20 protein-coding genes and 1 tRNA gene are annotated in these 24174 nt (G+C 66.4%); 13 read left to right on the plus strand and 8 right to left on the minus strand.

Annotated features, from left to right (window positions below):
• The first annotated feature begins 7 nt into the window (after positions 1 to 7).
• The 5 genes from AB6807_RS17810 (at position 8) to AB6807_RS17830 (ending at position 5494) form a co-directional block, all read left to right on the plus strand.
• On the plus strand, positions 8 to 313 hold the full coding sequence (locus AB6807_RS17810; RefSeq protein WP_371085650.1) for a VanZ family protein: 306 nt from the start codon (positions 8 to 10) through the stop codon (positions 311 to 313).
• Positions 314 to 452: 139 nt separating this feature from the next.
• Positions 453 to 887 carry a low molecular weight protein-tyrosine-phosphatase gene (locus AB6807_RS17815; protein ID WP_371085574.1) on the plus strand — a complete coding sequence of 145 codons (435 nt, stop codon included), beginning with the start codon at positions 453 to 455 and terminating at the stop codon, positions 885 to 887.
• Positions 884 to 3142, plus strand: a complete 2259-nt coding sequence (locus AB6807_RS17820; RefSeq protein ID WP_371085575.1) for a polysaccharide biosynthesis tyrosine autokinase — start codon at positions 884 to 886, stop codon at positions 3140 to 3142. The genes AB6807_RS17815 and AB6807_RS17820 overlap by 4 nt, the downstream gene beginning before the upstream one ends.
• 503 nt (positions 3143 to 3645) lie before the next feature.
• On the plus strand, positions 3646 to 4278 hold the full coding sequence (locus tag AB6807_RS17825) for a DUF3982 domain-containing protein (RefSeq protein ID WP_371085651.1): 633 nt from the start codon (positions 3646 to 3648) through the stop codon (positions 4276 to 4278).
• Positions 4232 to 5494: a UDP-N-acetylglucosamine 4,6-dehydratase family protein gene (locus AB6807_RS17830; protein ID WP_371085652.1), complete on the plus strand. Its 1263-nt coding sequence runs from the start codon at positions 4232 to 4234 to the stop codon at positions 5492 to 5494. The genes AB6807_RS17825 and AB6807_RS17830 overlap by 47 nt, the downstream gene beginning before the upstream one ends.
• A 344-nt stretch (positions 5495 to 5838) precedes the next feature.
• On the opposite strand, the gene AB6807_RS17835 is transcribed toward AB6807_RS17830, so the two are convergent.
• On the minus strand, positions 5839 to 6387 hold the full coding sequence (locus AB6807_RS17835; protein WP_371085653.1) for a helix-turn-helix domain-containing protein: 549 nt from the start codon (positions 6385 to 6387) through the stop codon (positions 5839 to 5841).
• Between the two features lie 296 nt (positions 6388 to 6683).
• Between AB6807_RS17835 and AB6807_RS17840 the strand changes: the two genes are divergently transcribed.
• Positions 6684 to 7052: a helix-turn-helix transcriptional regulator gene (locus AB6807_RS17840; RefSeq protein ID WP_353506486.1), complete on the plus strand. Its 369-nt coding sequence runs from the start codon at positions 6684 to 6686 to the stop codon at positions 7050 to 7052.
• Between the two features lie 94 nt (positions 7053 to 7146).
• Here the strand turns inward: AB6807_RS17840 and AB6807_RS17845 are convergent, their stop codons facing one another.
• From AB6807_RS17845 to AB6807_RS17855, 3 genes are all read right to left on the minus strand, one after another.
• Positions 7147 to 10194, minus strand: a complete 3048-nt coding sequence (locus AB6807_RS17845; protein ID WP_371085576.1) for a YjbH domain-containing protein — start codon at positions 10192 to 10194, stop codon at positions 7147 to 7149.
• Positions 10191 to 10808: a YjbF family lipoprotein gene (locus AB6807_RS17850; protein WP_371085577.1), complete on the minus strand. Its 618-nt coding sequence runs from the start codon at positions 10806 to 10808 to the stop codon at positions 10191 to 10193. Before AB6807_RS17850 ends, AB6807_RS17845 begins: the two co-directional genes overlap by 4 nt.
• Positions 10809 to 10942: 134 nt before the next feature.
• Positions 10943 to 11269 (minus strand): hypothetical protein, encoded by a 327-nt coding sequence (locus AB6807_RS17855; protein ID WP_371085578.1) that lies wholly within the window; start codon positions 11267 to 11269, stop codon positions 10943 to 10945.
• Positions 11270 to 11663: 394 nt separating this feature from the next.
• Between AB6807_RS17855 and AB6807_RS17860 the strand changes: the two genes are divergently transcribed.
• The 7 genes from AB6807_RS17860 to AB6807_RS17890 all read left to right on the plus strand — a co-directional run bounded on the left by AB6807_RS17860 (position 11664) and on the right by AB6807_RS17890 (position 16995).
• Positions 11664 to 12380, plus strand: coding sequence for a LuxR C-terminal-related transcriptional regulator (locus AB6807_RS17860; protein ID WP_371085579.1), 717 nt, complete (start codon positions 11664 to 11666; stop codon positions 12378 to 12380).
• 262 nt (positions 12381 to 12642) lie between these two features.
• The gene (gene petA, locus AB6807_RS17865) at positions 12643 to 13260 is read left to right on the plus strand and encodes a ubiquinol-cytochrome c reductase iron-sulfur subunit (RefSeq protein WP_116908516.1); all 618 of its coding nucleotides are present in this window, start codon (positions 12643 to 12645) and stop codon (positions 13258 to 13260) included.
• Positions 13261 to 13274: 14 nt separating this feature from the next.
• Positions 13275 to 14711 carry a cytochrome bc complex cytochrome b subunit gene (locus tag AB6807_RS17870; RefSeq protein ID WP_116908515.1) on the plus strand — a complete coding sequence of 479 codons (1437 nt, stop codon included), beginning with the start codon at positions 13275 to 13277 and terminating at the stop codon, positions 14709 to 14711.
• Between the two features lie 40 nt (positions 14712 to 14751).
• On the plus strand, positions 14752 to 15525 hold the full coding sequence (locus AB6807_RS17875; protein ID WP_371085580.1) for a cytochrome c1: 774 nt from the start codon (positions 14752 to 14754) through the stop codon (positions 15523 to 15525).
• 99 nt (positions 15526 to 15624) lie between these two features.
• Entirely contained in the window at positions 15625 to 16236 is a 612-nt protein-coding gene (locus AB6807_RS17880; protein ID WP_116908513.1) for a glutathione S-transferase N-terminal domain-containing protein, read from the plus strand.
• A gap of 42 nt (positions 16237 to 16278) precedes the next feature.
• Positions 16279 to 16857: a ClpXP protease specificity-enhancing factor gene (locus AB6807_RS17885; RefSeq protein ID WP_116908512.1), complete on the plus strand. Its 579-nt coding sequence runs from the start codon at positions 16279 to 16281 to the stop codon at positions 16855 to 16857.
• A 62-nt stretch (positions 16858 to 16919) separates the two neighbouring features.
• A tRNA-Thr gene (locus AB6807_RS17890) sits at positions 16920 to 16995 on the plus strand.
• 40 nt (positions 16996 to 17035) lie between these two features.
• Here the strand turns inward: AB6807_RS17890 and AB6807_RS17895 are convergent.
• The 4 genes from AB6807_RS17895 to AB6807_RS17910 are packed head-to-tail and all read right to left on the minus strand — an operon-like array spanning position 17036 to position 24124.
• Positions 17036 to 19342, minus strand: a complete 2307-nt coding sequence (locus AB6807_RS17895; RefSeq protein WP_371085581.1) for an SWIM zinc finger family protein — start codon at positions 19340 to 19342, stop codon at positions 17036 to 17038.
• Positions 19339 to 20463 carry a VWA domain-containing protein gene (locus AB6807_RS17900; RefSeq protein ID WP_371085582.1) on the minus strand — a complete coding sequence of 375 codons (1125 nt, stop codon included), beginning with the start codon at positions 20461 to 20463 and terminating at the stop codon, positions 19339 to 19341. The genes AB6807_RS17895 and AB6807_RS17900 overlap by 4 nt, the downstream gene beginning before the upstream one ends.
• Positions 20460 to 22964: a DUF5682 family protein gene (locus AB6807_RS17905; RefSeq protein ID WP_371085583.1), complete on the minus strand. Its 2505-nt coding sequence runs from the start codon at positions 22962 to 22964 to the stop codon at positions 20460 to 20462. The genes AB6807_RS17900 and AB6807_RS17905 overlap by 4 nt, the downstream gene beginning before the upstream one ends.
• An 8-nt stretch (positions 22965 to 22972) precedes the next feature.
• On the minus strand, positions 22973 to 24124 hold the full coding sequence (locus tag AB6807_RS17910; protein WP_371085584.1) for an AAA family ATPase: 1152 nt from the start codon (positions 24122 to 24124) through the stop codon (positions 22973 to 22975).
• Positions 24125 to 24174 lie beyond the last annotated feature (50 nt).

A 24174-nucleotide genomic window follows, 5' to 3' on the forward strand; every position in this document is an offset into this window, starting at 1 on the left:
CGTCGCCATGCTCGTGCTGCTGGTCCTGTGCCTGGTCCCCGTGCCACCCCAGTTGCCGAGCACAGGGTGGGACAAGAGCAACCACGCGTTGGCATTTGCGGTGCTCGCCTTTTTGGGCAACCGGGCCTGGCCGGGGCGCACGGCACCGGTCCTGCTGGGCTTGCTGGCTTATGGCGGCCTGATCGAGGTCTTGCAATCGTTCACACCAGACAGATTCGCCGAATGGGGTGACTTGCTGGCGGATGGCATCGGCCTTGTGCTCGGTGAGGCAGTGGCCCAACTGTTGTGGCGGCACGTGCCTCGGCGGGCCTGAGACCAAATGCCACCGGTTGCCGGAGTGAGTTTGTGACAGCCAGCAACTAAAATGTGATGAGAAGAGGGAGTTTCTTTACTGTGATTAATCGTCTAACTCGGCCTGTGGCTGTCGCTGACCTGCTCGGGCGCTCTGAGCCATGAAGTCCGTATTGGTCGTATGCATCGGCAATATCTGCCGCAGCCCGATGGGGGAGGCGCTGATTGCCGCAGCCATGCCGCACCTGAGGGTGTCGTCCGCCGGCATCGGCGCGCTCGTGGGGCAGCCCGCCGATGCGGTGGCGCGTGAACTCATGGCCGAGCGCGGGCTCAACATCGAGTCGCACCGTGCGCGGCAGCTCACCAACCTGATGTGCCAGGAGGCCGACCTGATCCTGGCGATGGACGAAGAGCAGCGCCTGCACATCAACCAGCGGCATCCGCTCACGCGGGGCAAGCTGTTCCGTCTGGGCGAGGTCGCGCGCGTGGACATTCCTGATCCCTACCGCTTGGGCCGTCCGGCCTTCGAGCAAGCCTTGCAACTCATCGATGACGGCGCCGCTGCATGGGCCGAACGCATTAGAAAACTCTCATGAACGCCCTTGCTTCCCCAATCGCTTCGTCGGCTGTCGCTGCCGGGCCCCAGCGCGATGACGATGACGATGTGATTCGGCTGTCGGAGTACCTCGACATCCTTATCGACCGTAAATGGTTGGTGGCTGGGGTCACGTGTGTTGCTGTAGCGCTGGGCGTCGCCTATGCGCTTCTGTCGACGCCGGTTTATCAGTCCAATCTGCTGGTCCAAGTGGAAGACTCAGCGCCTGATGCGAAGAATTTTCTCGGCGACACGGCTAACTTGTTTGACGTCAAGACGCCTGCAACGGGCGAAATCCAGATCATCCGCTCGCGCATGATCATGGGGGGGGCTGTAGAAGCGACACGGCTCTACATTGACGCCCAACCGCGCTATGTCCCGGTCGTTGGCGAATGGCTTGCACGGCGCGCCAAAAGTCTGTCGGAGCCTGGCTTTCTATGGATGAACGGGTATGTCTCAGGCACGGAGGCAATCAACATCGCCAAGTTCGATGTGCCTACGACGCTCGAGGATCAAAAGCCGTTCACCATCACTGTTCAGCCTGGAGATAAGTACACGTTGACGCATCCTGATCTGGATGAGCCGATGACCGGTATGGTGGGCAAAACGCTGAGCCAGACAGTGCCCGGCGGTACCCTCGTGCTAATCGTGTCGCAGTTGGACGGCAAGCCAGGCGCACAGTTCGTCGTTTCGCGCGCTTCGGTTCTTGCTACGACGGAAGATCTGCAAAAGCGGGTGCAGCTCAGTGAACAGGGCAAGCAATCCAATGTGATCAGCGCGACGCTCGACGACAGCGACCGCGACCGTTTGCGGCGCATTCTTGACGAAATCGGTGTGCAGTACGTTCGTCAGAATGTCGAGCGCAAAGCCGCGGAGGCCGAGAAAACGCTCGAATTTCTTGACCGACAACTTCCCGAGTTCAAGAAGCAGCTCGAAAGCTCCGAAGATATTTACGCAAGCTTCCGCAACAAGAACGCGACCATCGCCTTTGATGAAGAGGCCAAGGCGGTACTTGGTCAGGCTGTGCAGTTGCAGACCAAGCTTCTTGAATCCGAGCAGCTGCGTCGCGAGCTGCTTTCGCGGTTTACTGAGAGCAACCCGAAAGTGCGCGTGATCGACGGGCAGATCTCCGCCTTCCGCCACGAACTCGATGGCATCGATCGCCGTGTAAGCGCCATGCCAGTGCTTCAGCGCGATGCGCTGCGTCTTGAGAGAGACGTCCGGGTCAATGGTGAGCTATACAAGTCCCTGCTGAACAGTTCGCTGCAGTTACGTCTTGTTAAAGAGGGCAAGGTCGGCAATGTGCGCTTGCTGGACAAGGCAACCGAGCCCAAGAGGCCGATCAAGCCGCAGAAGCCGTTGATCGTTGCGCTGTCTCTTGTGTTGGGTCTGTTGGCAGGCGTCGCTTTAGCTATCTTGCGCAGCAAGATGTCCAGCGGCATCCGCAACCCGCAAGAAATCGAAGACCGCCTTGGCCTCAACGTCTACTCCGTCGTTCCGCTGGCGCTGGAGCAGGACAGGATCCTGCAGCGCATCGCAGGCGGTGCGGGCGGCGTCCAGGTGCTGGCCATTACCGAACCGGAAAGCCTCGCCATCGAGAGCCTGCGCAACCTGCGCATCTCCCTGCAGCTGACGCTGATGGAGTCGGGCAACAACCGCGTGCTGATCACCGGCGCCACGCCGGGCGTGGGCAAGAGCTTCGTGTCAGGCAACTTCGCGGTCATCATGGCGCAGGCCGGCAAGCGCGTGCTGTTGATCGACGCCGACTTGCGCAAGGGCCACATCCAGAAAGCCTTTGGCCTCCCGCGGCGTGGTGGTCTGGCTGACGTGCTCATCGGCGACATGCCGGCCGAGCAAGCCATCCACGGCGCAGTGGTCCCCAACCTCGACATCCTGACGACCGGCAACTACCCGGCCAACCCGGCCAACCTGATGTTGTCGGCGCGGCTCGGCGAATTCTTGAATGCCATGTCCGAGCAATACGATCTGGTCGTCATCGACAGCCCACCGGTGTTGGTCGCAGCCGATGCGGCGGCGGTTGCGGCGCACGCGGGCGCAATCTTGCTGGTCGCGCGGGACACGCTGACGCAGCTCGGCGAACTCAACGAGAGCGTGAAGCGGCTGGCGCACGCAGGTCGCCAGGTCAGCGGCGTGGTCTTCAACGGCATGGACCTCTCGCGTCGCCACTACGGAAGCTATGGCTACAAGTACGGTGGCTACCGCTACACCGAATACAAGTACAAGGAAGCGACCTGATTTGGCGTTAGGCCGCCAGCTGCCAACTAGCTTGCGCAGGACGCCGAGATTACCAGCAGAACGCGATGCAACGAAAGGCCGAGCATGTCTCGGCCTTTCCATTGACCGGTGTAGCGGCTTCTAGAGATGCAGCGAACTCACTCGCCTGAATGGCTGGGTGCAACTCCCGGGCACTGCGCTGACAACAAACCTTCAGCGGTCAGCGCCAAGATTGTTCGCCATTTCAAGTACAAATTACACAAAAACTCACATATCTTGATGACGAATACCCAGAACCGGTAGTGTGCGTCAGCATTTGTTCACAGAAAATGCAGATATGACACAAAGCGCAGGCTAAGGGGAGAGGGGCAAGTGATGAATCGAATGGCGGCGCCGCTGCTCGCCCTACCGCGCCCTGCCAAGCGAATGCTGGCGTTGACGGTAGATGCTGCCTTTTGCCTGCTGTGCGTGTGGCTCGCACTGAGTTTTCGTTACGAACAGTGGGTAACCCCTAAGGACGTGCATTGGTTTGCGGCCATCGCGGCTGTGGTCCTCGCGTTGCCTCTGTTCATTTTCTTCGGCCTGTACCGGGCCATCTTCCGGTACGCGGGAAGCGCCGCGCTCATGGCGATCGTGCGGGCCTGTGCCTTGTTCGGCCTGGCCTACGCGGTGATGTTCGCAGTGGTCGGCGTGAAGGGCGTCCCGCGCACTGTCGGCATCCTGGCCCCGCTGCTGTTGTTCCTCTCGGTTGCAGGCTGCCGCATGCTGGCCCGCTACTGGCTCGGTGGCCTCTACATGAGCGCCCTCGACCGCAAGGCGCTCCCCCAGGTCGTGATCTACGGCGCCGGCGGTGCCGGCCTGCAACTCGCCGCCGCCTTGGCGCAGAGCCGCGAAATGATGGTCCGCGGCTTCGTCGACGACGCGGCGCATCTGCAGGGCAACACGCTCAACGGCCTGCGCATTTACTCGCCAGACTGGCTAGAGCGCAACGCCGCCAAGCTCGGCATCACCGACGTGCTGTTGGCCATGCCTTCGGCAAGCCACCTGCGCCGAGTCGAAATCCTGAACCACCTGCTGCCGCTGCACCTGCACGTGCGCACCTTGCCCGCCATGGCCGATCTGGCCAATGGCAGGGTGCAGGTCAACGACCTGCTTGAGGTCGACATCGAAGACCTGCTGGGTCGCGACCCCGTGGCTCCTGTGGCCGACCTGCTGCACAAGCACATCCGTAACCAGGTGGTGCTGGTGACCGGTGCCGGCGGCTCCATCGGCAGCGAGCTTTGCAGGCAGATCGTGCAGCTCGCGCCGACGACCCTGCTGCTGGTGGAAATCAGCGAGTACGCGCTCTACGCGATCCACCAAGAGCTCGAGGCACTGGCGCCCGACGTTCGTGTCATCCCGCTGCTGGCCTCGGTGTGCGACGCCCGTCGGTTGCGCGAGATCATGCATGCATGGCGCCCCGACACGGTCTACCACGCGGCGGCCTACAAGCATGTGCCGCTGGTCGAGCACAACCCGGTTGAGGGCGTGCGCAACAACGCGGTCGGCACGCTCACCGCGGCGCGCGTGGCCATGGAGTGCAAGGTCCGGCGTTTCGTGCTCATCAGCACGGACAAGGCGGTCCGGCCCACCAACATCATGGGCGCCAGCAAGCGGCTCGCCGAGATGGCGCTGCAAGGCCTCGCGCAGCAAAGCGCCGACACCTGCTTCTCGATGGTTCGTTTCGGCAACGTGCTGGGCTCCAGCGGCTCGGTGGTGCCGTTGTTTCGCCGGCAGATCGAGTCGGGCGGGCCTATCACGCTCACGCATGCGGACATCACTCGCTACTTCATGACCATTCCCGAGGCGGCCCAGCTGGTGATCCAGGCGGGAGCCATGGCGCAGGGCGGCGACGTGTTCGTGCTCGACATGGGCAACCCGGTGCGCATCATCGACCTGGCGCGCCGGCTGGTGGAACTGTCGGGACGCACGGTGCGCGACGCGATGACGCCCGACGGCGACATCGAGTTGCAGATCACCGGCCTGCGCCCTGGCGAAAAGCTCTACGAAGAGCTGCTGATCGGCAACAACGCCATGCCCACTATGCACCCGCGCGTGATGAAGGCCAACGAAGATTGCCCTCATTGGGAAGAGCTCTGGCGCCAGTTCGGCGTGCTGGGTGCCGCGCTGGAAAGCAGCGACGTGCCGGCCCTGAAGCTGGTGCTGAAGCAGATGCTGGCTGGCTACCAGCCGCACATGGAAGTGGTCGACTGGGTGCATATTGAGCAGCATCGCGTGCGGCCCCTGGGTGCCTCGCCCTTCGCTTCCGCGATCGCCGTGCCTCGCCCCGATGACACCGGCAAGCCCGCATCGCCGGTGGTGATCGCCGTCTGATTCTTTTTCTGCTCGCTGAGGGGTTGACGCCTCGCGCCCGCTGTCGCGAGATTCGACAGGTACTGGCTGGGGCTTCGAGGACCGAGATCAGAAACGCTTTTTGGCGATCGAGATCGCGCGCGAGGACTTCGTGTGGGTGCTTGGCTCACAGCTGTCCGAGCCATCCGGGCAGGGATGAGCCCGGAAGACTGGACTCAACAGAAAATCCATCTCGCCCGTGCATGTTTGGCTGGATCCACGATGCGACCAGCGAGGGGATTCTTCGGGCGCGGAAAACTTTGCCACCGCTGCAGTTCGCGTGGCGTCGCAGGTGCAAACCTGATCTGAAGTGTGTATGCGCTGGGTCATTCGCGCAGCGTGAAGACCACCGAGAGGTAAGACACGGGTTCGTCTCCGATTGCCTCAATGCCGTGCAGTGCCGTGGCATCGAACAGCAGTGAGTCGCCAGGCGTGAGTGAGACGGTTTTGGCGCAATAGCGGTAGGTCACGCGCCCTGTAAGCAGGTGCAGGAATTTCAGACCGGGGTGCTGGAAGGTGACGTAAGGTTCGGCGCCCGGCAGCAACGTGACCAAGTAAGGCTCCACGAAAAGGTTGCCTGAGAGGAGGTGTCCTAGCAACTCGTAGTGGTAGTCAGCCACGGCGCCCATGCGCTGCACGTGGATGCCACGCCCGGCAGGTACATACGAGAAGTCGGTGCGGCTGGGCTGATCCCCAAAGAAGCGTGAGATCGGCACGTTCAGCCCGCCGGCGAGGCCGTCGAGCTTTTCGACCGATGGAGAAACCAGCCCATGCTCAATGCGCGAAAGCATGGAGCGCGAAATGCCAGAACGCTGGGCAAGTTCGCCGGCTGAGATACCCGCAGCCATGCGCAGGGCGCGTACCTGAGCGCCGATGCGCAAGGCCGAGGCACTCCGCGCTTCACGTGGAGGTTGCACGACACGTGTGTGCGCCACCGACGTTGGCAGTCGTAACGGACGCGCAGTCGGGAAGGGTGAGGCGACCTGTCGGTGTCTCATGCGAAGTGCTCGTTCGGGCGCATGACAGGGGCAATGCACCGCGGGAGGCGTTGAGTGAAGCGGCTGACGTTCCAGTTCGACATGGCTTGCTATGGAGTGCTGTTTAAGACATGCATGGCGAGATTATGTGTCGTTTAAGACGTTTCTTCCACAAGCACATTCGGCGAGCCTGCATGCACATGACATCAGGTACGCGAACCAAGAAGCCGACGGGCGGCGTGCGAGGCATGCTGCCGAACGCGGTGACCTTGGCCCTCGGTCAGAACCTCAGGCATTTCCGCGAGGAGGCGGGACTCACGCAGGTCGAACTGGCGTTTGATGCAGAGGTGGAGCGGTCGCGTATCTCCAAGATCGAGCGTGGGCACATCAACCCGTCGCTGCTGACGCTGGCCACGCTCTGTTACTGCCTCAAAATCACCTTGCCAACGCTTTTCGACGGCGTGAAGGACACTTTGGCGCCGTCGTGGAAGGGAGGGGCGCTGCGTCGTACGAACCAGGCCGTACTAGGCGTACCGCCGAATAGGGCGCGCGCTCATCGGTAGCGAACGCTGGACCTCACTTCAAAAGAGGCGAGGTCTTGTCATATGGCGAAGGCTTGTGCCGCTGTTAGTGCAGCATGCGTTTGCACCGCATGAGCTATCGTGCCGGCCCGAAATCCAGGATGTTGTCGCCCGCCTTGGGCTTGTTGTCGTCCGGCGGTGCGAAGTTGAACGCCCTCGGGTCGCGCGCGGTCGTCATCTCGTACAGCGGATTGATGCGGCCCAGCTTCGCTCCGCCGTCGCGCACCAGCGGCGCCCAGGTGAAGTTCGCCGAGAACTTGCTCGAGCGCGGCAGCAGCGCGTCGAACGGCACCGAGATGAAGATGCCCTTGTCGAAGCTGCCTTCGCCGAACTGCGCGGCCGACACATTGGTCTTGGTGGCGTAGGCGCCGATCGTCACGCCGTTGTCGAAGGTGCGGCTGATGTCGATGGACACACCGCGGTCGCCCGCCAGGTACTGGCCGACGCTGATGCGCGCCTGCACGCCGTTCCAGCCGGTGTCCCAGTACAACGTGGCGTGGCCGGTGTTGACCTTGTAGTCGCGCAGCTTGAAGTCTTGCGCGAAGTCGCGTTGCTGCACGTGGTTGATGTCCACGCCCAGCGCGAACCTGCTGCGCCATGGCCGGTACAGCCATTCGGCACCGAAGCCGGCGAACATGGGCTCAAGCGCGCCGCCGTACACGCTGTAGTACTGGTCTTCGTTCAGCCGGCCGACATGGGTCAGCTGAAACACGGGCATCGTCAGGCGCTTGGTCGTGACGTACTCGCGCTGGAAGGTGCGCACGCGCGGCAGGTTGCTGGGCGCGGTGTAGGTGAACTTGTCGAAGTTGTCGATCAGTCGCCAGTTGAGCGCGGCGTTGACCCAGGTGCTTTGCGTAATACGGTATTCGGCCGTGGCGGCAACGCCCAACTGGTAGAGCGCGAAGGCGTCCGGGCCGCCCAAAATTTGCGAGAAGCTGGGCGTCAGCCCGAAAGTGAACTTCTCGGGGCGATGTTCCCAGGTGGCCATCGTGGCTTCGGCGAACTGCAGGGCGCCGGGCATGTTGGCCGAGGCCGACGCCGCATTGCTCGTGCGCAGGTCGATGAGGCGGTCTTCGCTGTTGTCCTGTGGCGGTGCGTAGTCGCGCTGGCTCACCGCGCGGCGCTCGGCGGGCGTTTGCGCCTGGTAGTGCGCGGCCACCCATTCGGCGCGCTCGACGACCTGCGCATGCATGGCCAGGCCGCGCTCGTTGTAATGCAGGATGAAGGTCTTGGCCGACGCCGGCGCATCGCGGTGCAGCACGGCAATGATCTGCTGCACGCGCGCTTCGCGGTAGACGGTGTTGCTCTCGGTGATCCACACGTGCAGGTTGCTGCCCTGCGGCGCGATGCGCTGCACGGTCCACTCGGTGCGCGATTGGATCTCTTCGGCGGTCGATGCCCAGCCGGGCGGATTCACCGGAGCTGTCGGCGTGAATTTCGGTTGCGGCGGGTCCGCCGCCTTGGGCGCGCTCAGCGAGGCGACGTTGGTCGACAGCGTGATGCCGATCATGGCCCTGTTGCCACGCTCGAAGCCGGCGCTGAACGCGACGTTCTTCGAGTAGCGGTACTCCAGGCCAATGTTGAAGGGAGAGCGTTGCGGCAGGTTGTTGTTCTGCGGCTCGTGCTGGTAGTCGTTGCCTTCGTACTCGAGCTTGACGGTGAGCGGCTCCCAGGGCGTGCGCCACGCCACGCCGCCGAACATGGCGGTGGGGCCGCGGAAGAACGAGCCGAAGTTGGCTTCGCCGCCAGTCGATGAACTGCCCGAACGGGTTCTGAAGCGGTTGCTTAATGCGAGCAAGGGATTGCGGATGTTGCCGCTGCTGCCCATGTAACCCCAGCCGATACCCAGGCTGAAATCGAAATCGCCGTAGCGCTTGTTCGCCACGAGGTACTCGGACGAGAAGAGGCCCGTACCGCCCAGGTCTCGAAAGCCCAGTGCCATCTCGGGCACGTAGGCGGATTCGCTGAGCAGGCGCACCTTCAGGTCGATGCTCTTGTCCTTGTTGCTTTGCCCGGTGGTGCTGGCTGCGTAGACCTGATTGCTGATCGACGTATAGCGAAAACCGGCCTCCAGCCAATCGAGCGGCTGGAACATGAAGTTGAACCGCGAGTAGGGCGCAACGTTGGTGAGCGATGTGCGGAAGTCGCCGGCCTGGCCCATGCGGGCGGACGGCGTCTGCAGCAAGCCGGTTTCGCCCCAGTCGTTGCCGCTGCTGCGGTACGCCTGGTATTGCGGCACGGGCTCTGGGCGCACGGACACGGTGGTCGACGATGCTGCCGCGGGCGCTGGTGCGTGCGTTTCGAGCGGCAAGGACGCCACGACGGGCGCCGTGCTGGCCGCGGTGGCGGTGTCCGTGCCTTGCGGCGCCGGTCCCTGCGTCGCGAGGAACTTTGCAATGCCCTCGGAGGCGGCAACCAGGTCGGTCATGTCGCGTGGCGCGGCCCAGATCCACGCGCCGGGTGCGGGCTCGTCGGAGGGCTGGCTGTTCCACGGCGCCACGCCCACGCGGGCGGTTCGGCCGTCGGGCTGCGCGACCCATGCCCAGTCGGACGAGCCCACAGGGCCGCATGCCGTCACATAGTCCCAGGCGGAACGTCCGGGCTCGTGCGCGACGTTACAAAGCTCGCCGTTGGGGCGCACGACGGCGATGGTCTTCAGCGCAGGTTGCGGTGCGACCAGCTGCTGGCCGGCGCTGAGGATGGGGTCTTCTTCCGGATGGGCCTGCAGCCACCGCGGATCGACGACGCCGAGCGCGACGCGGCCGGTGACGGGCATGCCCTGCAGCCAGGTGATCAGCTTCAGGCGCTCGACCTGGTCGGCGCGGGGTGCCAGCCGGTTGGCCGCCTCGATGCGAACCAGCAGCGTGTTCTTGAGGAATTGCTGGGCCAGCCGCTCCTGCGGAACGCGCCATGCAAGGCCGGGTGCCGCGGTGCCCTCGGGCTGGCGCAGCAGCCAGGTGCTCAGGCGTTCGCCGGGGCGCACGTCGGCGTCGGTGGCCGGCGCGTTGCTTGTTATCTTGGCCGCGGGCTGCGCCACGGCGCCCAGGCTGGCCGCCAACGCGCAGGCAACGGCCACCTGACGGGGCCAATGGTGGTTGCTGCGTGTGCGAAGCAGGGGGCTCATGTGCCAGCGCTCGCCGGTGCGCCGGCTGCTGGCGTGGGGGGCGCCCACCGTTCGAAGCTCATGCAGAGATCACTGGAAATACATTGCTCCGAATACACGACCTGGGGCGTGCCGGAAGCAGCCGAGACCGCGAAGCGCGCGGCCGGCAATGAAAGGTTTGCGGGGCGCGACACGCTGCGCTCTTCGTACCACTGCAGCGGGCCTGCGGCAGTTGCCGAGAGGGCGCTGTTCTTGGGCGGTGCGATAGGGGTGCGGACCACGTCGTCGCGAACGCCGAAACGGTAGCCCGGCATCAGGTCGCGCTCGCGCGAGTAGCTGGTCGACTTGGCCGCGTCGCCTTGCCATGAAGGCAGCGAAGAAAAGCGCACTTCGCGCCAGTCGACGCTGAGACCGGTGGTCCCTGCCAGATGGCCGTTCAATAGCTTGATGACTTCGCCGGCACTGCTGTACCAGACCTCGACCTGGCCGTCGGCACGCTTGTCGACGTAACCCAGCACCATGTAGATGGCGCGTCCGTTGACGGTCGTCTTCAGGTAGCGGAAGTTGGGATTGAACTTGGGCTCTGCAGCTTCGGGCACGCCGCCGCGATAGATCAGGCGGGCCGTGTCCAGCATGGCAGAAGATCCGGAGGAGCAACCGCCAACGCCCAAACAAAACGTTGCCCAAAGGCAACGTTTCAAGAATCGCGTGGCAGGGCCGACGCTCGGACTTTTCAGCGAATGCCCTCCCAGTGGGAGGGCATGCAGCATCAACGCGTGCCGGTGGTACCGGTGGTGCCGGTCGTGCCGGTGGAGCCGCCAGGGCCGATGCCGAAGCCGCCGCCGGAATTGCCGCCGTTGCTGCTGCCAGCAGCAACGCCGAGGGCCACGCCAGCAACGACTCCGGCGATGACGGTGGGGGTCAGCACGCCAGCTGCGGCGCCGGTTGCGCCGGTCGCGCCAGCGGTGCCGGGAGCGGGTTCGCCGGCAGGGGCGGCGCCGGTCGCGGGCGCTGCGGGGGCAGTGCCTTGGGCGAACACGGAAGAAGTTGCCAGAGCGGCGACGGCCACGGCTGCGAAGAGCTTGGAAATTGTCATGCTGATCCCTCGAATATTTCGATATGTACCCTGGTGAGGGTAACAGCATCGCCAACGTTTCTCAACAGTTTCTCCCTCTGAAGAGCCTCCCTTTCGCGGTGCTGTTTGGCTCGGGCGGGCTGTGTTTCGCGGTGCTACGTAACGTGTTTCGCCGCATCGCTCGTAACAGTGACGGGAAAGAGGTGTCGACCGCCGCTTTCCGAAGTCTGCGATTTGGCTCGGAACTACCATATTTCCCAATGAAATCAACACTTTCGACCCGACTGCCTAGCGCCTGCATCAAGGTGTTTTCGCCCGGGCACTGTTCCTGCGAACGTCTGATACGAAAGTGAACATTTCTAGTTCGGGAGTTGTCGCCATGAGTGTTGTTTGCCATCCTTCGACTTCGGTGCCCATGCAGGCACCCGTAGCCTACAAAGCCTCCTACGGCGGCGCCTTCCATGGCGCGCTGATTGTGGAGCAGGACATCGCCATGGGCGAGCGCATGCGCCGCATCCTGAGCGAGCTGGCGCCGGGTCGCCGCGTGGTGATCGCGTCCTCTCGCGCTGAGGCTTGCAATTTACTGGCCGCGCTGCCCTATGACCTGGTGCTGATCGACATGCGCCTGCCGCAGGACGACGGTGTGTCGCTGATCAACCACGTGCGCCAGGCCTATCCCTGGATCGAAAGCGTCGCGATGTCGGCGGCCGACGATCACCAGCTGGTAGATGCAGCCATTGCCGCGGGCGCCGTGGGCTACCTGCTGACCGAGGCGGACGATGCCGAGCTGGCTTTTCTGCTGCGTTCGATCGAGCGTGGCGGCGCGCCGATGGACTCGCGCGTGGCACGTCGCCTGTTGGGCAGGATCGCGGCCTCGGCCAAGCCCAGCAGCATCGCGCCGGTGGTGACGCGGCCGTCCGTGGCGCGTCCCGCGCCCGGGCCGCTGTCGCCGCGCGAGCTGAAGGTGCTGCGCCTCATCGCGCAAGGCTGGAGCAACCGCGAAATCGCGGATGCGGTGTTCCTCTCGATCAACACGGTGGAATTCCACGCGAAGAGCATCTACCGCAAGCTCTCGGTGAAGTCGCGGACCCAGGCGGTTCATGAGGCGACGCAGCACGGCCTGCTGAACTGAGGCGCGCGCGTTCGTGCCTGCCACGGCATGGCGGGCGGCACGTGTTGTGGAAATGTGGATTGCAAGCGATCGAGTCATGGCTTTGGCCGCGGCCCGGGCACAGCTTGGGGCGGGGGCGCGCACGCCCGCAAAGCGCTGCTGCGCGCCGCTTCAGCGGGTTTTCGCCTGTTGAAAGTCCTTGAAGCGCCCCGCTACAATCCTTGGTTGACCTTGCTACGGTTAAGGTTGGCCCTGCTCCAGCGAAGAAGACAAGAGGATCCCCATGAGTGACATGACCTCCGGCTCGCCCCGGATCGACACCAGCAAGCGGACGTGGTTGATCGCATCCGGTTGTGCCGGCGTAGCAGGTGGCGTGGCCACCGCCATTCCCTTTGTGAGCACTTTCCAGCCTTCAGAGAAGGCCAAGGCCGCGGGTGCCGCCGTCGAAGTCGACATCGGCGGCCTCAAGGTCGGCGAGAAGCTCACCGTCGAATGGCGCGGCAAGCCGGTCTGGATCCTCAAGCGCACCCCCGAGCAGATCGCAGAACTCCCCAAGCTCGACGGCCAGCTGGCCGACCCGCTCTCCAAGCGTCACCCCGACGAATTCACCCCCAAGTACGCGCAGAACGAACACCGCTCGATCAAGCCCGAAGTGCTGGTCGTGGTCGGTATCTGCACCCACCTGGGCTGCTCGCCCAGCGACCGCTTCCAGGCCGGCCCGCAGCCCTCGCTGCCCGCCGACTGGGAAGGCGGCTTCCTCTGCCCATGCCACGGTTCCACGTTCGACCTGGCCGGCCGGGTCTTCAAGAACAAGCCCGCCCCCGACAACCTGCCTGTGCCCCCGCACATGTACCTGTCGGACACCAAGCTCCTGATCGGTGAAGACTCCAAGAAGGCCTGAGGCAGAAGAAGAACATGGCTGAATACCACGATATCTCCCCCAATGCGCCCGCGGGCGCGAAGCTGCTCAACTGGGTCGACAACCGTTTCCCGCTGACCAAGCTCTGGAACGACCAGTGGGGCAAGTACTACGCGCCGAAGAACTTCAACTTCTGGTACATCTTCGGCTCGCTGGCCATGCTGGTGCTGGTGATCCAGATCGTCACCGGCATCTTCCTGGTGATGCACTACAAGCCCGACGCGGCGCAGGCCTTCGCGTCGGTCGAGTACATCATGCGCGACGTGCCCTGGGGCTGGCTCATTCGCTACATCCACTCGACGGGCGCCTCGGCGTTCTTCATCGTGGTGTATCTGCACATGTTCCGCGGCCTCATGTACGGCAGCTACCGCAAGCCGCGCGAGCTGATCTGGGTGTTCGGCTGCGCGATCTTCCTGTGCCTGATGGCCGAGGCCTTCATGGGCTATCTGCTGCCCTGGGGGCAAATGAGCTACTGGGGCGCCCAGGTGATCGTGAACCTGTTCGCGGCCATTCCGTTCATCGGCCCCGACCTGGCCCTGCTGATCCGCGGCGACTACGTGGTGAGCGACGCCACGCTGAACCGCTTCTTCAGCTTCCACGTGATCGCCGTGCCGCTGGTGCTGCTCGGCCTGGTGGTGGCCCACCTTATTGCGCTGCACGAAGTGGGTTCGAACAACCCCGACGGCATCGAGATCAAGGCCAACCGCGGCCCCGATGGCCACCCGGTCGACGGCATTCCTTCGCACCCGTACTACACGGTGCACGACATCTTCGGCGTGGTGGTGTTCCTCACGATCTTCTCGGCCGTGATCTTCTTCGCGCCCGAAGCCGGTGGGTACTTCCTGGAGTACAACAACTTCATTCCGGCCGACTCGCTGAAAACGCCCAATCACATCGCCCCGGTGTGGTACTTCACGCCGTTCTATTCGATGCTGCGCGCGACCACCGACGACATGGTCAACGTGTTCTCGCTGATCATCGCGGCCGCCGCCATCTGGAACTTCGTCAAGGGCAAGTCGGGCACCGGCCTGAAGGTCGCCGCCGTGGTCGTGGCCGCCGTGGTCATCTTCCTGCTCAAGTCCTTCGACGCCAAGTTCTGGGGCGTGGTCGTGATGGGCGGCTCGGTCATCATCCTGTTCTTCCTGCCGTGGCTCGACCACAGCGAAGTCAAGTCGATCCGCTACCGCCCCAGCTGGCACAAGTACGTCTACGGCGTGTTCGTGTTCTTCTTCCTGATCCTGGGCTACCTGGGCATCCAGCCGCCGGGCGTCTGGGGCAACCTGGTCATCGGCTCCTTCGCCCTGGACATCGCGCAGACCATCTCGCAGATCGGCACGCTGTTCTACTTCGGCTTCTTCCTGCTGATGCCGTGGTGGAGCCGCAAGGGCGAGTTCAAGACCGTGCCCGAGCGCGTGGTCTTCGCCGCCCATTGAGACAAGTCAGACAAGTGCCAAAGAGCTGAGAGAACACACGATGAAGAAAAGCATTTCCGGCTGGCTCGCGGTCCTGGGTCTCGCGCTGGGCCTGACCTTCTCCGCGGCGGCCTCTGCCGAGTCCGAAGGCATCGCCTGGGACAAGGCGCCCAACAAGACCACCGACGTGGCCGCGCTGCAAAACGGCGCCAAGCTGTTCGTCAACTACTGCCTGAACTGCCACTCGGCCGCGTTCATGCGCTACAACCGCCTGCAGGACATCGGCATCACCGAGCAGCAGATCAAGGACAACCTTCTGTTCACGACCGACAAGGTCGGCGAGACCATGAAGGCGAACATCGATGCGCGCCAGGCCAAGGAATGGTTCGGCACCACGCCGCCCGACCTCACGCTGGTGGCGCGTTCGCGCGCCGGCCACGGCGGCACGGGTGCCGACTACCTGTACACCTACCTGCGCACGTACTATCGCGACGACACCAAAGCCACCGGCTGGAACAATCTCGTGTTCCCGAGCGTCGCCATGCCGAACCCCCTGTGGGAACTGCAAGGCGACCGCCGTCCGGTCTACACCAAGGTCGAACAGCACGGCCACGAAACCGAAGTGTTCAAGGGTTGGGAGCAAGTCACTCTCGGCACCCTGACATCCGTGCAATACGACAATGCCGTCGGCGACCTGGTGAGCTACCTGCAATGGATGGCCGAACCGGCACAGAACACCCGTATTCGCATCGGCGTCTGGGTGCTGCTGTTCCTGGCCATGTCGGTGGTTTTTGTGTGGCGACTGAACGCCTCGTACTGGAAAGACGTCAAGTAGTTCCGTCCACGCCGACCGGGCGCCCGCTGGGGGCAACCGGTCCCACAGAGTGGGTTGCCAACGCAACCCACTCTTTTTGATTTTTAGGAGTCTCTCGCCATGATGGTCTTGTATTCAGGAACGACCTGCCCCTTTTCCCACCGTTGCCGTTTCGTGTTGTTCGAAAAGGGCATGGACTTCGAGATTCGCGACGTCGATCTCTACAACAAGCCCGAAGACATCAGCGTGATGAATCCGTACGGCCAGGTGCCGATCCTGGTCGAGCGCGACCTGATCCTGTACGAGTCGAACATCATCAACGAGTACATCGACGAGCGCTTCCCGCATCCGCAGCTGATGCCCGGCGACCCGGTCGACCGCGCCCGCGTGCGCCTGTTCCTGCTCAACTTCGAAAAGGAACTGTTCGTGCACGTGGCCACGCTCGAGAACCGCACCACCAAGGGCAACGAGAAGGCCATTGAAAAGGCCCGCTCGCACATCCGCGACCGCCTCACGCAGCTGGCACCCGTGTTCCTCAAGAACAAGTACATGCTGGGCGACAACTTCTCGATGCTCGACGTGGCCATCGCGCCGCTGCTGTGGCGCCTGGACTACTACGGCATCGACCTGAGCAAGAACGCGGCACCGCTGCTGAAGTACGCAGAGCGCATCTTCTCGCGCCCGGCCTACATCGAAGCACTGACCCCGTCCGAAAAGGTCATGCGAAAGTAAGTAAGCTGCAATGCTTGCTTCCATCGTTTCTCGCAGTTTTTCATGATCAACGCGCTCGAGTCGTCCTCCACCCGCCCGTACCTCATTCGGGCGCTGTATGAATGGTGCACCGACAACGGGTTCACGCCCTATGTCGCGGTGCAGGTCGACGACACCGTCCAGGTGCCGCGCGAGTACGTGAAGAACGGCGAGATCGTGCTCAACATCAGCTTCGACGCGACCAGCTCGCTCAAGCTGGGCAACGATTTCATCGAGTTCAAGGCCCGTTTCGCGGGCACGGCGCGTGAAATCAGCGTGCCCGTGGGGCGCGTGATTGCGATCTATGCGCGCGAGAACGGGCAGGGCATGGCGTTTCCGGCGCCGGCCCCTTCCGTTCCCGCCGATCAACAGGGCGGCGACGCCCCGGCTGCCGCGCCGTCGCCCCAAGGCCCGGCGCGCATGCCCTTGCGTGACGCCTCGCGCGGCACCGAAGGCGATGCCGGCAAGATCGTGCACCTGGTGACGGGCGAAGACGGCGACGAAAGCGTCGTCGACGCCGGCGCGGGCAGCGACCCGGTCGACGAGCCGCCGCGCCCGCCGGTCGGCGGCGGCGCACGGCCTTCGCTCAAGCGGGTCAAGTAAGCGCGCGCAGGCACGGCCGGGCACCCCGGCCGACGCCACTAGAATCACGCCTTGGAATTTCCGCCGCTTTAGCTCAATTGGTAGAGCACCCGCCTTGTAAGCGGAAGGTCGTCAGTTCGATTCCGACAAGCGGCACCAAGCAAAGAGCCCCCAGGTCAGCAATGGCCTGGGGGTTTTTTCATGCCTGCGCGGGGTCCGGAGCGTGCGCTGAAGCCGCCTGCGCCACCCCCTGCATCAGCAACCCCAGCAACGCCAACTGCGCCACCAGCGCGGGCCGCTGCGCCGAGCGCAGGTTCTCCAGCACGGCACCCAGCAGCGCGGCGCCCCGCGCCAAGCCGGCCTGCTTCAACCGCAGCACCTGCGCCTCGGCCCGCGACAGCGCGCCCCCGCCCTGGTGCCGCAGCCCTTGGCGCAGCCATAGCGCCAGCAGCTCCAGCGTGTCACCGGCCAGCGCGTTCAGCGCGGGCACCTCGTCGACGTCGCTCTCCAGCCCCAGCGGTTGCGGCGCCACCGCTTCCACCTGCAGCACGACCGCGCGCTGTGCCGTGAGCAGGCTCAGCGGCTGCATGATCGCCACGCCGCCTTGCAGGTGCACCGTGCCCGCCACCGCGCGCAGCGGGCCGTGGTCGCCGGCCAGCGTGCGGGCCAGCGCATCGACCGCGCCCGGCGCCACCGCGCGGTGCGGCAGCGCCAGCCGCAGCCGTTCCGCGGGCGGCGGCGCCACGGTCTCGCCTGTGTCGTCCGCATCCGCCGCACCCACTGCATCCCCCGGCGCCTGCCCCAACTCCGCATGCAGCACCTGCGCTGCCGCGTCCCAGTGGCACGACATCACCTCCATGCGGTCGAACGCCACCACATGCAGCTGCCCCGACGTGCCCGCCGACGCGCCGCTCGCCGCCTGCCTGGGCCGAACGAAATCAGGCGGTGCCTCGCGCAGGTGAGCCACCAACGCGGCCACGCTGTCCTGTCGCAGCGGCGCGACGAGGTCGTTCCACGACGTGGGCGACAGCGGCAGCACACCTGTCTGCCGCGCGCCGGCCGTGATGTCGACCAGGCCGTTGGCGCGCCGCGTCGCGGTCTTGGTGATGACCTGGCCGCTCGCGAGCTGGCGCAGCGGAAAGCCCGCCACGCGCCGGTTCATCAGCGCCTGCGCCGCGCCGCCGGCCGCCGCATCGGCCGCGCGCGACCACTGGCGCTGCAGCACCGTCACGTTCTGCGTGTCGGGGTCGGCGAAGAGGATGCTCGCGCCTTCCGATCCACCCTCCGATCCACCGTCCACGCTGCCGTCCGCGGACAGGTCGGACCAGAGCTCCGCCCCCAGCGACACCAGCCGCAGGTGGTCGAGCGCCACTTCGCCCTTCACCCCCACGCCCAGGATCTGGCTCGCCAGCAGCGCGGGCCTCTGCGTTCGCGGCTGTTCCGCGTGCGCCGCGGCCTGCAGCCGCGCCCACAGCTCGGCCAGCACGCGCACCAGCCGCAGCGGCTCGAAGCGGCTGCTGCGCGCCTGTTGCGCCTGCAGCAGCTGCCAGAGCTCGTCGAGCGCGTCGTCGATCCAGTTCCAGCCCAGCGCGCGGGCCTGTTCGCGCACGGCCTCGAAGCGCGCCGCCAGCGCCATCAGCGGCTGGCTCGAACCGTCGAGCCAGAGCAACAGCAGCAGGGCGTCGACGTGCGCGCGCAGCGTGCGCGCCGCGTCGCCCTGCATCAGCGGCTGCCGCGCGCCGGCATCGTCCACCGCGCCTGCCTCCGGGCCTGAATGGGCGGCGGTGGGCGAGCGCACCTCGACCATCGCTTCCGCCGAGCCCGGCGCCAGCTCGCCGGCCTGGCGGAACGCCCACACCGCGATCACCACGTGCGCGCAGCCGCTGCCCTGCTTGCAGTCGCAGCGTGCATGCACGAGCGAGCTGCGCGAGAAGAAGCGCACGCTGCACATCGGCAGCCGCGCCACCGGCGGCGCGCTGGCGCTGCGCCACGCCTGCACGCCGACCACCGGCCGCGCCGCGGCGAGCTTGTTCGCCTGCTCGAGCACCGAGGGCGCGACGCTCGCGGCCAGCGCGGCGTCGTCGAACTGCGCGGGGCTCCAGGCGCCGTCGGCCTCACTCGGCTTCTCGCCCGGCTTCCCGGACGCTTCTCGCGCGGAAGCGGAAGCAGGCGCCTCCGCCTTCGACGACGCAGCCAGCGCCTGGTACGCCAGCACCAGCATCACCCGGTGCCTGCACATGCCGCTCGCGGGACAGCTGCACTGCGCGTCGCGCAGCGTGCGCCCCGGCGGCAGGCTGGTGCGCACGCCGTCGTCGAAGTGCGCCACCACCACGCCATCTGCGCCATCCACGTTATCTGCGCCACCCGCACCGTTTTCGAGCCTGGGCAGCAGGCCGGCCGCCACGTCCTTCTGCGCGCGCTTCACGAAGCCGGCGTTCGCAAGCGCCGTGAGCGCCTCGGGCGTCAGCTCCAGCAGGTCGGCGCGCCATGCGGTGCCGGTGCTCATGCCTGCACCTTCTCGGCCAGCCAGCCGGCGAGCTGCCCCGGCGTCATCGCGCCGATCTGCGCGCCCTCGCGCACCAGCCGTGCGGCCATCTCGCGGTCGTAGTTGGGTTCGGCGGTCGAGTCGAGCGCGGCCAGGCCCAGCACCTTGGCGCCCGACTCCACCAGCGCCTTCACGCGCCGCACCAGCTCGTGCGGGCTGCCGCCTTCGTAGAAGTCGCTCACCAGCACCACGATGCTCCGGGCCGGATTGGCGATGAGCGACTGCGCATAGCCCACCGCCTTGGCAATGTCGGTGCCGCCGCCCAGCTGCACCTTCATCAGCAGCTCGACGGGGTCGGACACATCGTCCGTCAGGTCGACCACCGCGGTGTCGAAGGCCACCAGCCGCGTTCGCATGCCGGGCAGCTGCCACAGGCAGGCGGCCATCACCGCGCTGTGGATCACCGAGTCGACCATCGAGCCGCTCTGGTCGATCAGCAGCACGATGTCCCACGGCTCGGCATGCCGCCGCGTGCGGCTGACGAACACCGGCCGCTCCACGTAGAGCTTGCGGCGCTCGGGGTCGTAGCGGTGCAGGTTGGCCGCCAGCGTCTGCTTGAAATCGAAGTTGCGCGCCACCTTCATGCGCGAGCGGCGGCGCCGGTCGCGGCTGCCGCTGAAGGCCTGGCGCACCTCGGTCGAGAGCTTTTCCATGATGCGGCGCACCACCTCGGCCACCAGCTTGCGCGCGGCCGCGAGCACCTCGGGGTTCATCAGGTGCTTGGTGTGCAGCACGGCGCGCAGCAGCGACTCCGAAGGCTCGATGCGCTCCAGCACCTCCAGGTTGGTCACCACCTCGTCGATGCCGTAGCGCTCGACCGCGTCCTGCTCCAGCCGCTCGATCACTTCCTTGGGAAAGAGCGTGTGGATGGTGTTGATCCAGTCGGGCGTGCTCAGCGCGGAAGGGCCCAGGCCCGCGCTGCGTTCGCCGCGGCTCGCGCGGTCGCTGTCGCGGCCGTAGAGCCAGTCGAGCGCGGCGTCGGCGGCCTTCGCCTCGGCGCTGAGGCTGCCGCAGGCCTTCTCGGCCGGATCGCCCAGCAGCAGGCGCCAGCGTTGCAGCGGATCGGGAATGTCGAGGCTCATGACGGGGCGGCTTCCTCTGTGTCTTGTCCCGGCAGCGTCAAGCCCCAGGCGGCGAGGCGTGCGAGCACCTCGTCTTCCACGCGGCGCGCCTCGGCCAGCTGCTCGGGCGCGGCATCGCCGGCCAGGGGCGCGGTGAGCGTACGGCGCGACAGGTGCGTGGCGTCGTGCAGCGCCAGCACCTGGTCGGCCAGCAGGCCGCGCTCCTGCGGCGGCAGCCAGGCGAAGGCAGCGCGCAGGCTGGGCATGGCGCGCACGAAGTCGGCGTTGTCCAGCGCCTGCACGGTGCGGTCCATGCCGGCGATGAAGGCGGGTTCGGCGGCCAGCGTTTCGCGCGCCAGCGCGAGCAGGCCGGTGAGCGCGTCGCCGAGCACGGGCGCGGGCAGCGAGTGCAGCAGCTGCATCGCCTCGCTCACGCCGTCGGCATGCGATGTCACCTGGGAGTGCACTTGTGACTGCACTTGCGTGCCGACCGCGCGACCGGCCAGGCTCAGCGTCGCGCCCAACGCAGCGCCCCGGCTCACGGGCGCTGCGGCCGTATCTGCGGCCTTGCGTTGCCACACGGCGAGCGCGCGTGCGGGCTCGATGTCGAGCAGCGATGCTGCGTTCGCGCTGTTCGCGTCATGCGCACGGTCCTGCGCATCGGCCAGCACGTCAGCGACGATCCGGCGCAGCGCGAGGTGGCCTTCCAGGTGCGGCTGCATGTCCGCCGGCGACACCTCGGCCGGCGGCTCCAGCAGCCACAGCGCGCGGTCGAAGCCCGCGGCGATCACCACGCGCAGCACCGGCGCGTCGGCCATGCCCAGCATCTGGCCGTGGCGCAGCAGCGTGTGCAGCACCGACAGGGCAGGTCCCAGCGCCTCGAAGCGCGCTTCGTTGGCGATGGCGCCCTGCAGCTCGCGCAGCAGCGAATCGCTGAGCGCCGACAGCCCCGCCCATGCGGCCTGGTTGAGGCCCTCGGCCAGCGGGCCGATCCGGCCTCGTGCCTGTCGCAGGTCGTCTTCGAGCCGGGCCCGCGCCGCGTCGTGCAGGCTCGCGCCCCAGGCGCCGGCCTCGATCAGCGCGGCCTGCTGTTCCAGCGGTTCGCCCAGCGACCAGAGCTCGGTGCGCTCGCCCGACATCGCCAGCTTCGGCCCCTGGGTGCGGCGCACGCCGGGCAGCCGAAGAATCGCCAGCCGGTGCAGCACGCGGCTCTTGGCGCGGTCGGCCTCGCCCAGCAGGTCGAGCTTGAGCTGACCGCGCAGCACGATGCCGTGCGCCGCCAGCTCGGCCTGCACCGCGGCCACCAGCGGCGGCTGCGGCGTGCCGGGCGCGAGGCGGCCGACGGTGTCGCCGGCCAGCACGTCCATCGCCTGCACCAGCACGGGGTCGGTGCCGGGGCGCATGGCGCCGCGGTAGGTCCAGGGCAGGGGGGCGTCGAGCGCGTCTTTCACCAGCGCGCCGGCCAGCGCGTCGAGCCAGTCGGAGCGCAGCGGCTTCTCGTGCCCGCGCAGCCGCGCGAGGCCCTGGGCGCGCAGGTGCATGGCCATCAGGTCGGCGGTGGAGGCGGGCAGCTTCTTCTCGCGCAGGCGCTGCATCACCTGCTGCAGCGCGCGGTGCGCGGCACCCTCGGGGCCCAGCTCCCACACCCACTGGTAGTAGGCCGGGGAGGGCATGCCCGAGGCATAGCCCGCGAAGGCGTCGAGGCGCTTGAACGTGTAGGGCACGAGGTAGGAGCCGAAGCGCAGCAGGGCGCCCGCAGGCGCCGCGGCCGTCGTTCGGGCCGCCATCTCAGGTGTGCTTTCGGCGGACGGTTCGACTGACGGCTGCGGCGTGACGGGCAGGTCCGCCGGCATGCCCTGCCACAGCCGCGCGAGCGCGGGTGCGTGGTAGCCGCCGCACACCACCAGCGCCTGCGCGTGGCCGGCTTGCACCGGCTGCGCCATGGCCCAGGCGATCCAGCGCGCCATCATGTCTTCGCGGGCCTGGTTGCCCTGCGAGCCGCGGTCTTCGCCGCGCAGGTGGTCGAAGTAGGTCGAAAGCCGCCGCGCCAGTTCGCCCGCGTCGCAGCCGTCTTCGAACAGGTGGTCCCACAGCGCGTCGCGGCCCTGCACCGAAAGCGTCTCGGTCAGCGCACGCTCGTAGGCCTCGGCGCGCTCCTCGTGCGCGTGGTCGGCCACGTCGGCGTAGCGGTTCTCCATGTGCGAGAAGGCCTTGTGCCACGCGGGCAGGTCGATGAAGCGCACCGCCGCGCCCACCTCGCGCGCCACCATCAGCGCCTGCCATTCCGGGGAATGCTCCGCGAAGGGCGACCACGAGCCGTGGTGCCGCTCGTCGCCCGACAGGTAGCTGTAGATCGCCACCGGCAGCCGGTGCGGCAGGTACAGCTCGTCGAGCCGCTCGTTGAAATCGGCGGGGCCTTCGATCAGCACGAACGCCGGGCGCAGCGTGCGGATTCGCTCGGCCACCAGCCGCGCGCAGGCGGGGCTGTGGTGGCGCACGCCGACGATGTGGGGTTGCGTCATCGGCAGAGTCAAGGCAGCCGATGGCGCGCTTCGTAGTACGCGCGCCAGTGCGCGCCGTTGCGCTTGGCCGCCTTCTGCTCGAAGTAGCGGCGCAGCTTGGCGCGGTCGTCGGCGTTGTCCTTCACCACCGTGCCGGCGATGCAGTCGACCAGGTCGGCCGGCGAGCCTTCGCGCTGCTCGAGGAACCACGCGCGCACGCCCACCGCGTGCGCCACGTTCACCGCCTCGGCGGTGGACATGACGGCGGTGAGCTTGTCCATCGCGCCGTCGTTGCCACCGCTGCCATTGCCGCTGCCTTTCTCGGCCTTGCCCGGCGCGCCGCGCAGGTCGCGAAAGGTCGACACCAGCAGCTCCAGCACGGGCGCGGGCACGGTCTTCGGGATGCCGCTCTGCGCCAGCAGCCGCGCGGACGACTCCTGCACCAGCGCCAGCTCGCGGTCGAAATCGAGAATGGGGAACACCGTCTCGAAGTCGAAGCGCCGCTTCAGCGCCGCGCTCATCTCGTTCACGCCGCGGTCGCGCGTGTTGGCGGTGGCGATGATGTTGAAGCCCTCTCGCGCGTAGAGCATGCCGTGCTCGCCCGCGAGCTCGGGCACCGACATCACACGGTCCGACAGCATGCCCAGCAAGCAGTCCTGCACCTCCAGCGGCGCGCGCGTGATTTCCTCGAAGCGCACCACCTGCCCGCGCTGCATGCCCAGGTACAGCGGCGCGGGCACCATGGCGCGCGGGCTCGGGCCTTCGTTGATGAGCAGCGCGTAGTTCCAGCCGTACTTGATCTGGTCTTCGGTGATCGACGCGCCGCCCTGGATGGTGAGTGTCGAGATACCCGAGATGGCCGTGGCCAGCAGCTCCGACAGCATCGACTTCGCCGTGCCCGGCTCGCCCACCAGCATCAGCCCGCGGCCGGTGGCCAGCGTGACGAGCATGCGCTCGATGCTGGCCACGGGCGCGACGATCTTCGGCGCGATGTCCAGCGCCGCGTCGCCGAGGATGAACGAGCGCGCGGCCTTCAGGCCCAGCGCCCAGCCGGGCGGGCGCGGGTCTTTGTCTTGAGCCTGCAGGCGCGCGAGCTGCGCGGCGTACTGGATTTCCGCCGGCGGGCGCTGCAGCTGTTGCGCCGCCGTGCCGGTGTCCTGGGTCTTGCGGGTGGTTGCCATCTTTGATTCGGTCAGGTCATTGTTCGGGAAACACCGCGGCACCGGCTTTG

The organism is Variovorax sp. RCC_210 (assembly GCF_041355175.1).
Classification (GTDB): Bacteria; Pseudomonadota; Gammaproteobacteria; order Burkholderiales; family Burkholderiaceae_C; genus Variovorax.

Excerpts from the sequence above, each read along its gene's own strand:
- AB6807_RS17810 (WP_371085650.1), top strand. The coding sequence starts at position 8 with ATGCTCGTGCTGCTGGTCCTGTGCCTGGTCCCCGTGCCACCCCAGTTG.
- AB6807_RS17815 (WP_371085574.1), top strand. The coding sequence starts at position 453 with ATGAAGTCCGTATTGGTCGTATGCATCGGCAATATCTGCCGCAGCCCG.
- AB6807_RS17820 (WP_371085575.1), top strand. The coding sequence starts at position 884 with ATGAACGCCCTTGCTTCCCCAATCGCTTCGTCGGCTGTCGCTGCCGGG.
- AB6807_RS17830 (WP_371085652.1), top strand. The coding sequence starts at position 4,232 with ATGGCCGATCTGGCCAATGGCAGGGTGCAGGTCAACGACCTGCTTGAG.
- AB6807_RS17840 (WP_353506486.1), top strand. The coding sequence starts at position 6,684 with ATGCACATGACATCAGGTACGCGAACCAAGAAGCCGACGGGCGGCGTG.
- AB6807_RS17845 (WP_371085576.1), bottom strand. The coding sequence starts at position 10,194 with ATGAGCCCCCTGCTTCGCACACGCAGCAACCACCATTGGCCCCGTCAG.
- AB6807_RS17850 (WP_371085577.1), bottom strand. The coding sequence starts at position 10,808 with ATGCTGGACACGGCCCGCCTGATCTATCGCGGCGGCGTGCCCGAAGCT.
- AB6807_RS17855 (WP_371085578.1), bottom strand. The coding sequence starts at position 11,269 with ATGACAATTTCCAAGCTCTTCGCAGCCGTGGCCGTCGCCGCTCTGGCA.
- AB6807_RS17860 (WP_371085579.1), top strand. The coding sequence starts at position 11,664 with ATGCAGGCACCCGTAGCCTACAAAGCCTCCTACGGCGGCGCCTTCCAT.
- petA (WP_116908516.1), top strand. The coding sequence starts at position 12,643 with ATGAGTGACATGACCTCCGGCTCGCCCCGGATCGACACCAGCAAGCGG.
- AB6807_RS17870 (WP_116908515.1), top strand. The coding sequence starts at position 13,275 with ATGGCTGAATACCACGATATCTCCCCCAATGCGCCCGCGGGCGCGAAG.
- AB6807_RS17875 (WP_371085580.1), top strand. The coding sequence starts at position 14,752 with ATGAAGAAAAGCATTTCCGGCTGGCTCGCGGTCCTGGGTCTCGCGCTG.
- AB6807_RS17880 (WP_116908513.1), top strand. The coding sequence starts at position 15,625 with ATGATGGTCTTGTATTCAGGAACGACCTGCCCCTTTTCCCACCGTTGC.
- AB6807_RS17885 (WP_116908512.1), top strand. The coding sequence starts at position 16,279 with ATGATCAACGCGCTCGAGTCGTCCTCCACCCGCCCGTACCTCATTCGG.
- AB6807_RS17895 (WP_371085581.1), bottom strand. The coding sequence starts at position 19,342 with ATGAGCACCGGCACCGCATGGCGCGCCGACCTGCTGGAGCTGACGCCC.
- AB6807_RS17900 (WP_371085582.1), bottom strand. The coding sequence starts at position 20,463 with ATGAGCCTCGACATTCCCGATCCGCTGCAACGCTGGCGCCTGCTGCTG.
- AB6807_RS17905 (WP_371085583.1), bottom strand. The coding sequence starts at position 22,964 with ATGACGCAACCCCACATCGTCGGCGTGCGCCACCACAGCCCCGCCTGC.
- AB6807_RS17910 (WP_371085584.1), bottom strand. The coding sequence starts at position 24,124 with ATGGCAACCACCCGCAAGACCCAGGACACCGGCACGGCGGCGCAACAG.